Here is a 13,084-nt window from a genome sequence, read left to right as displayed (position 1 = left end):
GCCGAACAATGCGAAAGGAGGTTTCATGCAGTACGACTACATCATCATCGGCGCCGGCTCGGCCGGTAACGTCCTCGCCGCGCGCCTGAGCGAAGACCGCGACGTCAGCGTGCTGCTGCTGGAAGCCGGCGGTCCCGACTACCGGATGGACTTCCGCACGCAGATGCCCGCCGCCCTCGCCTTCCCCTTGCAGGGCCGCCGCTACAACTGGGCCTACCTGACCGATCCCGAGCCGCACATGAACAACCGCCGCATGGAGTGCGGCCGTGGCAAAGGGCTGGGCGGGTCGTCGCTGATCAACGGCATGTGCTACATCCGCGGCAACGCGATGGACTTCGACAACTGGGCGAAGGAACCGGGCCTGGAGGACTGGACCTACCAGGACTGCCTGCCGTATTTCCGCAAGGCGGAGAGCCGCGACACCGGCGCCAACGACTTCCACGGCGGCGACGGCCCGGTCAGCGTGACCACGCCGAAAGCGGGCAACAACCCGCTGTTCGAGGCGATGATCCAGGCCGGCGTCGAGGCCGGTTACCCGCGCACCGACGACCTCAACGGCTACCAGCAGGAAGGCTTCGGCCCGATGGACCGCACCGTCACGCCGAACGGCCGCCGCGCCAGCACCGCACGCGGCTACCTCGACCAGGCCAAATCGCGCCCCAACCTGACCATCGTCACCCACGCGATGACCGACCGCATCCTCTTCGAGGGCACGCGCGCAGTGGGCGTCAGCTACCAGAGGGGCCACCTGAAGGAAACGGTCAGCGTGCGGGCGAATCGCGAAGTGCTGCTGTGCGGCGGCGCCATCGCCTCGCCGCAGATTCTCCAGCGCTCCGGCGTCGGCCCGGCCGACCTGCTGCAACGCCTTGGCATCGAACTGGTGCACGAATTGCCGGGCGTCGGCGAGAACCTCCAGGACCATCTGGAGATGTACCTGCAATACAGCTGCACCCTGCCGGTTTCGCTGTATCCGGCCCTCAAGTGGTACAACCAGCCGGCGATCGGCGCGCAGTGGCTGTTCGCCGGCAGCGGCATCGGCGCCAGCAATCAGTTCGAGGCCGGCGGCTTCATCCGCAGCCGCGAGGAGTTCGAGTGGCCGAACATCCAGTACCACTTCCTGCCGGTGGCGATCAATTACAACGGCAGCAACGCGGTGGAAGAGCACGGCTTCCAGGCCCACGTCGGCTCGATGCGCTCGCCCAGCCGCGGCCGCGTGCAAGTGAAGTCCAAGGACCCGCACGAGCACCCGAGCATCCTCTTCAACTACATGTCCAGCGAGCAGGACTGGCAGGAGTTCCGCGACGCCATCCGCATCACCCGCGAGATCATGGCGCAGCCGGCGCTCGACCCGTACCGCGGCCGCGAGATCAGCCCCGGCGTCGAGGTGCAGAGCGACGAACAGCTGGACGCCTTCGTCCGTGAACACGCGGAAACCGCCTACCACCCCTCCTGCACCTGCAAGATGGGCAGCGACGCGATGGCGGTGGTGGACGGCCAGGGCCGGGTGCACGGGGTGCAGGGCCTGCGCGTGGTGGACGCCTCGATCATGCCGCAGATCATCACCGGCAACCTCAACGCCACCACCATCATGATCGCCGAGAAGATCGCCGATCGGATTCGCGGCGTCACGCCCCTGCCGCGCAGCGAAACGCGCTACTACAAGGCCGATGGCGCGCCGCTGCGCCAGCCCCCGCGCCGCGCGCTGGGCTGATCGAAACGCCGAAGAGGCAACGAAAAAGGCGATCCAGACGGATCGCCTTTTTCGTAAGTGCCGCTGACGCCGCTGTGCGAACGAATCGCCACCGTTCGGCCCCGCGCACCCGTCGCTCAGTAGTGGGCAAGCGCCACTGCGGATGGCTATGATCGGACCCATGACGCCTCCGCCGACCCGCCAACCCTGCCCTCCCGGCGCCTGCAACTGCGAGCGCGAGCGGCTGCACGAAACCCCGGGCGCCGACCTGCGCATCCTCGGTCTCACCCGCAGCGAGGAAAAGCGCCTGCTCGAACGCCTTGAGAACCTCACCGACCTCCCCGACCTCGAACACATGCAGCGGCGCATGTACGAGCAACTCGGCATCCGCCTGGAGATCGCCCCCGGCTTCAACGAAGTGCGCAGCATGCGCGGCCTGCAGATCCAGATCGATCCCCTGCCCGGCCTCTGCCGCAAGACCCGCCAGTCGATCCCTTCGGCGATCCGCCGGGCGCTGGAAAAACGCCCCGAGATCGCCTATCGCCTGCTCGACGCCAACGACCTGCTGCGCGACACCTGAGGCGCCCGGCACCGTGCCGGACATTAGCACTAGCCCTGCAACAGCCCATCCAGCTCGCCGCGACGCTCCAGGGCGGCCAGGTCGTCGAAGCCGCCGACGTGCAGCTCGCCTATGTAGATCTGCGGCACCGTCCGGCGCCGGGTGCGCTCCATCATCTGCGCCAGGGCCTGCGGCGAGGACGCCACGTCGATCTCGTTCGGGGTGATGCCCTTGCGTGCCAGCAACGACTTGGCGTTGACGCAGTAAGGGCAGTGACTCGTGGTGTAGAGGGTTACCGGTTTCATTGCGCTTGCTCCTCTGTCTGCCGTGCTCACAGGGTCACGGGCGGAAAGTCGACGTCGGTGGAAGCGACGTTGTTGAGGTAGTTGGTCAGCGTGAGCAAGGTGACCTGGGCGATCAGCTCGACGATCTTCGCATCGCTCAAACCGCCGGCGCGTGCCGCGGCGAGTTGTGCATCGCTGACCTGGCCGCGGCTCTCGGTCACCTGCCGGGCGAACAGCGCCAGCGCGCTCAGGCGGCCCTGCCGCGCTTCGCCGATGGCCTCGGCATCGAGCCCGGCCTTGCCGGCGAACAGCGTATGCGCGGCCAGGCAGTATTCGCAGCCGTTGACCTGCGATGTGGCGAGGGCGACCGTCTCGCGCTCCGCGGCGCTGAGCGAACTCTTCGCCATGGCCCCGGCCAATGCCAGGTAACCGCCCAGGGCCGCAGGCGAATGGGCCAGGGTCTTGAACGCGTTGGGGAGGAAACCGAGGCTCTTCTGCAGGGCTTCCAGTTGTGCGCGGGAAGCGGCGGGAGCTTGTTCGAGGGGCAGTGCGGCGATGCGGGTCATGATGATTCTCCAGTCGGTGGCGGGTCGCCGATCGACAACCCTTGGAACCGATGGTAGGCAGCCGGCCTTTCCTTTTGGATTCAAATCGTCGAAGTTATGCGACTGATCGTCTAAACGAGAAAACCAGACATGGATCGACTCTCCGCCCTCATGGAGCACTTCAGCCTGCACGCCTCGGCGTTCCACCTGGGTGGCTTCTGCGGTATCAGCGGTTTCACCGGCAAGGAGCAACGCGGCTACGTCCACCTGCTGCGTTCGGGGAGAATCAGCTTTCGCGAGGGCAACGGCCCGCCCACCGTCATCGACAGGCCCAGCCTGGTGTTGCTGGCGCGGCCGCAGGCGCACCAGCTGGTGGCGGGCGAAGCCGATCACGCGGAGCTGGTCTGCGCGACGCTGAATTTCGACGGTGGCGTCGACAACCCGCTGTCACAGGCGCTGCCCAGCCACATCGTGCTGCCGCTGGACGAGCTGCCGACGCTGAGCGCCAGCCTGGACTGGCTGTTCCGAGAGGCGTTCGGCGAGGATTGCGGGCGCGACGCGATCCTCAACCGGCTGATCGAGCTGATGCTGATCCAGCTGTTCCGGCAACTGATGAACGAGGGCGCGATCTCCACGGGGATGATGGCCGGGCTCGCCGACCTGCGCCTGGCGCGGGCGATGACGCTGATGCACGACCAGCCTGCCCGGCCCTGGTCGGTCGCCGAGCTGGCCAGTGCCGCGAGCATGTCGCGCGCCAGCTTCGCGGCCCGTTTCCACAAGGTGGTGGGCAGCACGCCGGCGAACTACCTCGCCGGTTGGCGCGTCAGTCTGGCGCAGAAACGTCTGCGCGAAGGACGCCCGATCGCCCTGATCGCCGACGAAGTGGGTTACGAAAGCCCGTCCGCGCTGGCCCGGGCGTTCCGTCGCAAGGTCGGGGCAAGCCCGAGCGAATGGACGCAGCGGATCGGCGCCGCCGGCTAGAAACCCGAAGCGCCGCCCGGACCACCGCCCCCCCCAGGTCGAGGGCGGCGCTCCACCGCACCTGATCAGCCGGCGCTCTTCGCCTTGTGCGCCGCCAGGTAGGGCGCGAGCCGCGCGCCCATCTCCGCGCCCAGCGCCTGCAACGCGCTCATTGGCCGGACCATTACCTCGAAATCGACGATCTTGCCGCTTTCGTCGAAGCGGATCATGTCGATGCCCTTGAGCTCCTTGCCACCCACCTGGGCGCTGAACTCCAGTACCACGTTCAGCCCGTCGGCGCTCGCCAGCTGGCGGTGATAGGTGAAGTTCTCGAAGACCTGGATCACCGTGTTGAGAATCGTCGCCACGACCGGCGCACCCGGATAGGCGCTGTGCGCCATCGGCGAGCGGAACACCACGTTCGCTGCCAGCAGTTCCGGCAGCGCGCTCAGGTCGGCGTCGGCCACCATCGCGTGCCAGCGTTGCAGGGAGGTTGCCGCGGGCGGCTGGAGTTGCAGTTCGCTCATGTCTGTACCTTCTTCTTGTTGTCGGAGCCGCCAGCGCGGCGGCGGATTGCGCTGTTGGCGCACTACGGGTTCGCTGCAGCGCTATCCCGGATAACGCTGCAAGCTCCGGATGGCACGAGATTACGGAGCGCAACTTATCACTGTCAAGATTCTTCCGCGTGTTAGGATTCCGCCTCCTCCCGTACTCACCGACCGCCCATGCCGACCGCCCCGAAGAAAGCCTCGCCGCGCAAGCGCGATACCTACCACGTCGGCAACCTAGCCCCGCAACTGCTCGATGCGGCCCGCCGGCTGCTGGATGAAGAAGGCCCGGGAAAACTGTCGCTGCGCGCCGTGTCCGAACGCGTCGGCGTGAGCCCCACCGCCGCCTATCACCACTTCGCCAGCCGCGGTGAACTGCTCGCCCACCTCGCCGCCCAGGGCTTTCGCGAACTCAGCCAGGTGCTCTCGGACGACAGGATCGGCGGCGGGCAACTGCTGCAGGTGTGCCTGGCCTATTTCCGCTTCGCCCGCGGTAACCCGGCGATCTACCAGTTGATGTTCGGCGCGGAATTCGTCAGCGGCGAGACCCTGCCCGCACTCGCCGAAGCACGGGACGAAGCCTTCGGCCGACTGGAACGGATCATCGCCGACGAACTCGCTTTGCCTCGGGACGCCTCGGAAGTGCGCGCCGCCGCGCTGGCCAGCTGGTCCTACATCCACGGCTTGGCCTCGCTGATGATCCACGGCGTGATCCAGGTGCCGGATGCGGTCGGCGACGAGCGCCTGGTGGAGTTGACGCTGGGGGGACTGCAGCGGGTATTCCGGGGAACCTGAGCCTAGGCGGCGCAGGCGATGCACCTGCGCGCCCTGGCGGGCGGCTGCTCAGTGGCTGCCGAGCATGTCGTTGGCCAGTTCCACGAGCGCGCGCAGACGGTCCAGGCGCCGCATGTCCTGGTGGTAGCCCATCCAGATATCCCGCGGTGGCGGTGCTTCGCCGAGGTCGATGCGCGTCAGGCCCGGCAGCTGGTCGCCCAGCAGGCGCGGCAGCACCGCGATTCCCAGCCCCTGCGCGCACATCCGCGCCTGCACGGTACGGCTGCTGCTGGTGAACACCGTGCGCGCGGCGGGCAGCATGCGCTGGACCCACAGCACATCGGGGTAGTACGCCTGCGCGGTGTTCATCAGGATCAGCGTGCAGCCCGAGCCATCCGGGCCGGGCTCGAAGGGTAAGGCGGCGCTGGTATACAGACCGTAGGGCATGCTCATCAGCCGGCGCTGCACGATGTCCGGCTGGTCGAACGGCACGATGCGAAAGGCGATGTCCGCTTCGCGACGGGTGAGGTCCGATAGCCGCATTCCGGCGATCACCTCGGGCACTACCGCGGGATAGCGGCGCACCAGTTCGCCCAGCACCGGTGCGAGCACGTAGCCGGCGAACCAGTCGGCGGAAGAAATGCGCAGGATGCCTTCGGGCTGCTCATCGCTGCCATCGATGCGCCGGGCGATGGCCAGGGCGCTGCTCTCCATTTCCTCCGCAAGGCTCAGGATGCCCTCGCCGATCGCCGTCGGGACGAGGCCTTCGCCGGTGCGCCGGAAGAAGGCCTGGCCGCTGGCCTGCTCCAGTGCCTGCAAACGCCTGCCCACGGTGGGGTGGCTGACGCCCAGTTGCCTGGCCGCAGCGCCCAGGGAGCCGGCGCGGGCTATCGCCAGGAAAAACCGCAAATCGTCCCAATCCACCCCGCCACCCCTTACAAAAATGAACGTGCAATGTGCAGCGATGGCAGTCCCGCCAGCGCCTCCCGGCTTTCAAACTTCGGCCACGTTCGGCCTGGCCGCGTCGCCAGGCCACTCTCACGCCGCTCGACAGTGTACGTAGCGGCGCGCTGGCCAGGCCAGGGACCTCTTCGAACCCGCCGGGCAAGTGCCGTTTTCTGGAGACCTTGCCATGACGCTTTCTACCTCAGCTCCAGCCGCTGCCGTTGCATCTCGCCGCTGGCTGGCCTTCGCCGTGCTGCTGGCCGGTGCATTCCTGCCGCCGCTGGATTTCTTCATTGTCAACGTCGCCCTGCCCTCCATTCGCCAGGACCTGGGAGCGACCCCGGCGCAGATCGAGTGGGTGATCTCGGCCTACGCGGCCACCTACGCGGTGTTCCTGATCACCGGAGGACGCCTGGGCGATCTGTTCGGGCGGCGTCGGGTGTTTCTGGCGGGCATGGCCGGCTTCGGGATCGCTTCGCTGATCTGTGGGCTGGCGACCTCGCCGGCGGTGCTGATCGCGGGCCGTGTGCTACAAGGGCTGAGCGCCGCGGCCATGGCGCCGCAGGGGCTGGCGTCCATCCATGCGCTGTTTCCCGAGCACGAGCGCTCGCGGGCGCTGGCGGTCTATGGCGCGGCGCTGGGCTTTGCCGCCGTGCTCGCCCAGGTCCTCGGCGGCGTGCTGATCGCGGCCAATGTATTCGGGCTGCAGTGGCGGGTGATCTTCCTGATCAACCTGCCCATCGTGGCCCTGGTTTTCCTGGCCGGCATCCCCTTTCTGCCCGACACCCGCAGCCCCACGCCGGCGTCGCTGGATCGCCTCGGCGTGCTGCTCTGCGCGCTGACGCTGGGGCTGCTGGTGGTGCCGCTGGTGCAGGGCCGCGAGCTGGGCTGGCCGTGGTGGCTGTGCCTGATGCTGCTCGGCGCGCCGCTGGTAGCCGTTGGCTTCTGGCGCCATGAAGTGGCACTTCAGCGGCGCGGCGGTACACCGCTGCTCAGTCCCCAGCTGGCGCGGTCGCCGCGCTTGCTGGCGGGGCTGGTCGGCGCGCTGTTCTTCTATGTGGTCTCCGCGTTCTTCCTGACCTTTTCGGTGTATCTACAGGACGCCCTAGGCGCTTCACCGGTGGTCACCGGCCTGATGTTCGTGCCCTTTGGCGTGGGTTTTCTGGTCGGCCCGCTGACCACACCCGCCGCCATCCGCTGGTTCGGTCGCTGGGTGCCGGCCCTGGGCATGCTGCTGGAGGCGTTGGGCTGCCTGGTGCTGAGCCTGGCGGTGGATTCCGCCGCGGCCGGTGAACGACCGACCCTGGTGCCGCTGATCCTGGGCGTCGGGCTGCTGGGTTTCGGCCAGGGCTGGGCCTTGCCGACGCTGATCCGCAGCGTGATCGACCGCGCCCCGGCCGGCGGCTCGGGAATGGTTTCCGGGCTGGTCAACTCGGCGTTGCAAATCAGCGCGGCACTCGGTGTGGCGGTACTCGGCGGGCTGTTCTACGCCGTCGCCGCACCGGCCCACAGCCCGGCCACGCTGGCCCACGGTTTCATCGCCGCACTGCTGGGCATCGCCCTGTGCCTAAGCCTGTCCGCACTGCTCGCGCTCTACGCCTCAGCGCCCCGTTCGGGCAGCGCCAAGTCCTTGTAATTAACCCCCTGTAAGGAGCTCACCCATGTCTGGCAGATTCTTCAACCAGGTCGCTGTGGTCACCGGCGGCTCGACCGGCATCGGTTTTGCCATCGCCCAGGCGCTGCTCGCCGAAGGCGCCAAACGCGTTTACCTCACCGGGCGCTCGGCCGCCTCGCTCGACAATGCCGTGGCCACGCTGGGCGAACGGGCGGTCGCGGTGGTGTCCGACGTCAGCCGGCAAGCCGACCTCGATGGCCTCAAGGCTCTGGTGCAGCAGCGCGATGGGCAGCTCGATATGGTGTTCGCCAATGCCGGAATCTGCGAAAAGAACCCCGTCGGCGAGACCAGCGAAGCCAGTTACTACACGATGTTCGATATCAACGTGAAAGGCGTGTTCTTCACCGTGCAGACCCTGCTGCCGCTGCTCAAGGACGGCGCGGCCATCGTGCTGACGGCGTCCATCTGCTCCAGCAACGGCATGGAAGGCCTGAGCCTGTACAACGCCTCCAAGGCGGCCGTGCGTTCCTTTGCCAGAACCTGGGCCAACGAACTCAAGGGCCGCAAAATCCGCAGCAACGTGCTGAGCCCCGGCTTCACCCGCACCCCGCTGATGGACAACGGCCTGAAGATGGACGAAGCGCAGATCCAGGCGCTCACCGAACATGTCTCCGCCATCGTGCCCCTGGGCTACATGGCCAGCCCCGACGAGATCGCCACCTCGGCCTTGTTCCTGGCCTCGAACGATGCCCGCTACGTCAACGGCGTCGAGTTGATGGTCGACGGCGGTCTCTCGCAGATCTGATACGCGCAGGGCCGGGCGCGGGCCGCCCTCGCGAATGCGCTCAACCTGCCCGCCGCGAGGCGAATCCTTCTCGTACAACCAGGCTCAATGGCTCGGAACGGAGAGCCACACCGCCAGTCCGGCCAGGGCACATCCGATCAAGACCTGAATGACGCTGCGCTTGTAGCGGAACAGGGCAACCGCGGCGCCCAGCGCGATCAATGCCGACGGCCAGTCGAATTCGCCGCCGAAACCTCGGGGCCAGAGGACGTGGTAGCCGAAGAACAAGGCAAGGTTGAGGATCACGCCCACGACGGCGGCGGTGATGGCGGTCAGGGGTGCGGTGAACTTCAGCTCGTTGTGGGTCGACTCAACGAGAGGCCCGCCCACAAGGATGAACAGGAACGACGGCAGGAAGGTGAACCAGGTGACCAGGGTCGCGGCCAGGGCACCGGCGAGAAAGGCCTGATCCGGGCCGAAGACCTGCTGCACGTAGGCCCCCACGAAAGCGACGAACGCCACCACCATGATCAGGGGGCCAGGCGTGCTTTCGCCGAGGGCCAGGCCATCGATCATCTGCGTGGGCGTCAGCCAGCCGTAGTGGCCGATTGCGCCCTGGTACACGTAGGGCAGTACGGCGTAGGCGCCGCCGAAGGTGAGCAGCGCGGCCTTGGTGAAGAACCAGCCCATTTGGGTCAGCGTGCCGTCCCAGCCGAAGGCGAGGACCAGTAATCCCATCGGCAGTACCCAGAGCGCCGCCCCCGTCACCAACAACATCGCCAGGTGCGACCACCTGAAACGCGCGTGCTCAGGGATGGGGGTGTCATCGTCGATCAATGCCGGGCCGAAGATCTTCCTGGCTCCGGCATGTCCGCCGCCAACCTGGAACGTGTCGGGGGCCATTTTGCCGCCTATGAAGCCGAGCACTGCCGCGCCCAGCACGATCAACGGGAATGGCAGGTTGAGCGCGAAGAGGGCGACGAAGGAAGCCGCGGCGATCGCCCACAACGCGTTGTTCTGCAGCGCCCTGGAACCGATGCGATGGGCTGCCTGTACGACGATGGCCGTCACCGCCGGCTTGATGCCGTAGAAGATTCCCGCCACCAGCGGGACGTCGCCTAGTGCGATGTACACCCACGACAGGGCAATCAGGATGAACAGCGAGGGCAGCACGAACAGCACCCCGGCGATCACGCCGCCCCACGTCCGGTGGAGCAACCAGCCGATGTACGTCGCCAACTGCTGCGCCTCCGGACCTGGGAGGAGCATGCAGTAGTTCAGGGCGTGGAGGAAACGGCGCTCGGATATCCAGCGTCGCCGCTCGACCAGCTCCTGGTGCAGGATGGAAATCTGCCCGGCGGGCCCGCCGAAGCTGATGAACCCGATCCTGAGCCAGAACAGCACAGCCTGAAGCAGGCTGACCGGCTCGACGCGCTCTGGCGCCTGCCTCGTGCTGGGGGTGACTTCACTCATCGCCTGTCTCTTCTCTCGAAAGCCGCCTGCTGCTTGAGCCCAGCCAGATCCGGCCAGCACACCGCCGTTTTCGGGCGCTGTGCAGGGGCGGAATCCGCCAACGCCCGGCCGCTCCGCCCCATGATAGGTTTACCGGCCGCTCATCCGGCAAGGCCCGCTGAAAGCGGACCAAAAAAACGCCCTTGCGGGCGTTTTTCGTGGCTGACGAGTCAGGCCCAGGGGCGGTCGCCGGCCTCGTCGCGCACGCGGGTGGGCAGACCCATCACGTCCAGCGCGCGGAGGAATGGCTCGGCCGGCAGTTCCTCGACGTTGACCATGCGCTGCACGTCCCATTCGCCACGGGCGACCAGCAGGGCAGCCGCCACCGGCGGCACGCCGGCGGTGTAGGAAATGCCCTGGCTGTCGGTCTCGGCGAAGGCCTCCTCGTGGTCGGCCACGTTGTAGATGAAGACTTCGCGCGGCTGGCCGTCCTTGCTGCCCTTGACCAGGTCGCCGATGCAGGTCTTGCCGGTATAGCCCGGCGCCAGCGAGGCGGGATCGGGCAGCACGGCCTTGACCACCTTGAGCGGCACGACTTCCAGACCTTCGGCGGTCCGCACCGGTTGCTCGGAGAGCAGACCGAGGCTGTTCAGCACGGTGAACACATTGATGTAGTGCTCGCCGAAGCTCATCCAGAAACGCACGTTGGGCACGTCGAGGTTCTTCGACAGCGAGTGCACTTCATCGTGGCCGGTCAGGTAGAGGTTCTGCGAACCCACGACCGGCAGGTCGTCCGTGCGTTTGACTTCGAACATGGTGTTGCTGGTCCACTGGGCGTTCTGCCAGCTCCACACCTGTCCGGTGAATTCGCGGAAATTGATTTCCGGGTCGAAATTGGTGGCGAAGTACTTGCCATGGGAGCCGGCGTTGACGTCGAGGATGTCGATCGAATCGATGCGATCGAAATACCGCTGTTGCGCCAGGGCCGCGTAGGCATTCACCACACCCGGATCGAAGCCCACGCCGAGGATGGCGGTGACGTTCTTCTGCTGGCATTCCTCGAGGTGCTTCCACTCGTAGTTGCCGTACCAGGGCGGCGTTTCGCAGACCTTGCCCGGTTCCTCGTGAATGGCGGTGTCCAGGTAGGCGGCGCCGGTATCGATGCAGGCACGCAGCACCGACATGTTGAGGAAGGCGGAACCGACGTTGATCACGATCTGCGATTCGGTCTCGCGGATCAGCGCCTTGGTCGCTTCGATATCCAGTGCGTCAAGCGCGAAAGCCTTGATATCGGCGGGCTGCTTGAGGCTGCCCTTGGCTTTGACGCTGTCGATGATGGCCTGGCATTTGGAGATGTTCCGCGACGCGATGGCAATACGACCGAGTTCGTCGTTGTGCTGCGCGCACTTGTGGGCCACCACCTTGGCGACACCTCCTGCGCCAATGATAAGAACGTTCTTCTTCAATTGTTTCACCTCCTGGTACTGCGGTTTTGAGACGGTTATTGCAGGCCTGCTCGTCGTCTCGCGAGGCAGGCTTTTTTCATCCGACCGGAGCGCCGCGGGACGTCGGCGACGCCCGTTTGCCGACGCGGTCAGCCGAGGCTGGACAGGTAGTCGTCGAAGCCGAACTCGCGGACCACCTCGACGCTGCCGTCGAGCTGCCTGACCGCGATGGCGGGCATCTTCAGGCCGTTGAACCAGTTCTTCTTGACCATGGTGTAACCCGCCGCGTCGACGAACGACAGGCGATCACCGATCTGCAGCGGCTTCTCGAAGAGGTACTCGCCGAAGATATCGCCGGCCAGGCAGGATTTGCCGCACACCATCCAGCTGTGCTCGCCCGCGCTGGGCGCGAGCTTGGCGTTGAGGCGGTAGATCAGCAGGTCGAGCATGTGCGCCTCGATGGAGCTGTCCACCACGGCCAGGTTCTTGCCGTTGTAGAGGGTGTCGAGCACGGTCACTTCAAGCGAGGCGCTCTGGGTGATCGCGGCTTCGCCCGGCTCCAGGTAGACCTGCACGCCGTAGTTCTCGGAGAAGGCCTTGAGGCGCGCGCAGAAGGCGTCCAGCGCGTAATCCTCGCCAGTGAAATGGATGCCGCCGCCGAGGCTGACCCACTCGACCTTGTGCAGCAGGTGACCGAAGCGCTCTTCGATATGGCCGAGCATCTTGTCGAACAGGCCGAAGTCGCCGTTCTCGCAGTTGTTGTGGAACATGAAGCCGGAGATTCGCGAGATAACCGCTTCGATCTTCGCCGGGTCCCATTCGCCCAGACGGCTGAACGGACGCGCCGGGTCGGCCAGCAGGTAGTCCGAGCTGCTCACCTGCGGGTTGACGCGCAGGCCGCGCACCTTGCCTTCGGAGGCGTCGGCGAAGCGCTGCAACTGGCCGATGGAGTTGAAGATGATCTTGTCGCAGTTCTCCAGCATCTCGCCGATCTCGTCGTCGGCCCAGGCGACGCTGTAGGCGTGGGTCTCGCCGGCGAACTTCTGTCGGCCGAGCTTGAGTTCGTAGAGCGAGGACGACGTGGTGCCGTCCATGTACTGCTGCATCAGGTCGAACACCGGCCAGGTGGCGAAGCACTTGAGCGCCAGCAGGGCCTTGGCGCCGGACTGCTCGCGCACGTAGGCGATCTTCTGCATGTTGACCAGCAGCTTCTGCTTGTCGATGAGGTAGTACGGCGTCTTGATCATTTCGAGGCTCCGGCGCGCCCAGCCAAAAAAAGGACGCGAATTGTGCCGGCCCCCAGTCGATATCGGAAGGGCGGGAGGCGTATTTCGCTGCGTCGGCGCCCTGCCCGCTCCCGCCTGGATGAAACAAAACGCCGCAGGCCGGCCGTTGCACGCCCGCCCGGACCCCGGCGCAGCCGGTGCCACGGGGCGCTGCGCGGCCACGAGGCGTGTGTAACGCGATCTTTCCGCGGATGGCC

13 protein-coding genes are annotated in these 13,084 nt (G+C 66.5%); 6 read left to right on the top strand and 7 right to left on the bottom strand.

Translation table 11 applies throughout. From position 1 onward, the window contains the following. Window positions 1-25: 25 nt before the first annotated feature. Both betA and QMX85_RS03440 read left to right on the top strand, forming a co-directional pair. Window positions 26-1,711, top strand: a complete 1,686-nt coding sequence (gene betA / locus QMX85_RS03445) for a choline dehydrogenase (RefSeq protein WP_282338810.1) — start codon at window positions 26-28, stop codon at window positions 1,709-1,711. Window positions 1,712-1,871: 160 nt separating this feature from the next. Beyond that, window positions 1,872-2,270 carry a hypothetical protein gene (locus tag QMX85_RS03440; protein ID WP_282338809.1) on the top strand — a complete coding sequence of 133 codons (399 nt, stop codon included), beginning with the start codon at window positions 1,872-1,874 and terminating at the stop codon, window positions 2,268-2,270. Between the two features lie 29 nt (window positions 2,271-2,299). On the opposite strand, the gene grxC is transcribed toward QMX85_RS03440, so the two are convergent. Continuing rightward, a complete protein-coding gene (gene grxC / locus QMX85_RS03435; protein WP_090231556.1) occupies window positions 2,300-2,554 on the bottom strand; it encodes a glutaredoxin 3 in 255 nt (84 codons plus the stop codon). 26 nt (window positions 2,555-2,580) lie between these two features. Continuing rightward, window positions 2,581-3,099: a peroxidase-related enzyme gene (locus QMX85_RS03430; RefSeq protein ID WP_282338808.1), complete on the bottom strand. Its 519-nt coding sequence runs from the start codon at window positions 3,097-3,099 to the stop codon at window positions 2,581-2,583. A 129-nt stretch (window positions 3,100-3,228) separates the two neighbouring features. Between QMX85_RS03430 and QMX85_RS03425 the strand changes: the two genes are divergently transcribed. Continuing rightward, window positions 3,229-4,059: an AraC family transcriptional regulator gene (locus tag QMX85_RS03425; RefSeq protein ID WP_282338807.1), complete on the top strand. Its 831-nt coding sequence runs from the start codon at window positions 3,229-3,231 to the stop codon at window positions 4,057-4,059. Window positions 4,060-4,124: 65 nt separating this feature from the next. Here QMX85_RS03425 and QMX85_RS03420 read toward each other — a convergent pair whose 3' ends face one another. Next, window positions 4,125-4,565, bottom strand: a complete 441-nt coding sequence (locus QMX85_RS03420; protein WP_282338806.1) for a nuclear transport factor 2 family protein — start codon at window positions 4,563-4,565, stop codon at window positions 4,125-4,127. A 198-nt stretch (window positions 4,566-4,763) separates the two neighbouring features. Between QMX85_RS03420 and QMX85_RS03415 the strand changes: the two genes are divergently transcribed. Further along, complete coding sequence (locus QMX85_RS03415) at window positions 4,764-5,381, top strand: TetR/AcrR family transcriptional regulator (RefSeq protein WP_282338805.1); 618 nt, start codon at window positions 4,764-4,766, stop codon at window positions 5,379-5,381. A gap of 48 nt (window positions 5,382-5,429) precedes the next feature. Here QMX85_RS03415 and QMX85_RS03410 read toward each other — a convergent pair whose 3' ends face one another. Then, window positions 5,430-6,284 carry a LysR family transcriptional regulator gene (locus tag QMX85_RS03410; protein ID WP_282338804.1) on the bottom strand — a complete coding sequence of 285 codons (855 nt, stop codon included), beginning with the start codon at window positions 6,282-6,284 and terminating at the stop codon, window positions 5,430-5,432. A gap of 208 nt (window positions 6,285-6,492) precedes the next feature. Between QMX85_RS03410 and QMX85_RS03405 the strand changes: the two genes are divergently transcribed. Both QMX85_RS03405 and QMX85_RS03400 read left to right on the top strand, forming a co-directional pair. Further along, entirely contained in the window at window positions 6,493-7,941 is a 1,449-nt protein-coding gene (locus tag QMX85_RS03405; protein WP_282338803.1) for an MFS transporter, read from the top strand. Between the two features lie 25 nt (window positions 7,942-7,966). Continuing rightward, window positions 7,967-8,725: an SDR family oxidoreductase gene (locus QMX85_RS03400; RefSeq protein WP_282338802.1), complete on the top strand. Its 759-nt coding sequence runs from the start codon at window positions 7,967-7,969 to the stop codon at window positions 8,723-8,725. 84 nt (window positions 8,726-8,809) lie between these two features. On the opposite strand, the gene chrA is transcribed toward QMX85_RS03400, so the two are convergent. The 3 genes from chrA to QMX85_RS03385 form a co-directional block, all read right to left on the bottom strand. Then, window positions 8,810-10,177 carry a chromate efflux transporter gene (chrA, locus tag QMX85_RS03395; protein WP_282338801.1) on the bottom strand — a complete coding sequence of 456 codons (1,368 nt, stop codon included), beginning with the start codon at window positions 10,175-10,177 and terminating at the stop codon, window positions 8,810-8,812. Between the two features lie 209 nt (window positions 10,178-10,386). Further along, entirely contained in the window at window positions 10,387-11,622 is a 1,236-nt protein-coding gene (locus QMX85_RS03390) for a saccharopine dehydrogenase family protein (RefSeq protein ID WP_282338800.1), read from the bottom strand. Between the two features lie 128 nt (window positions 11,623-11,750). Further along, window positions 11,751-12,848, bottom strand: a complete 1,098-nt coding sequence (locus QMX85_RS03385; protein ID WP_282338799.1) for a carboxynorspermidine decarboxylase — start codon at window positions 12,846-12,848, stop codon at window positions 11,751-11,753. Between the last annotated feature and the right edge of the window lie 236 nt (window positions 12,849-13,084).

This window comes from Pseudomonas sp. PS02288 (genome assembly GCF_029959715.1).
Lineage (GTDB): Bacteria > Pseudomonadota > Gammaproteobacteria > Pseudomonadales > Pseudomonadaceae > Pseudomonas_O > Pseudomonas_O kuykendallii.
The sequence above is the reverse complement of the archived record's forward strand: the minus strand, read 5'-3'. Positions and strand labels throughout refer to the sequence as shown.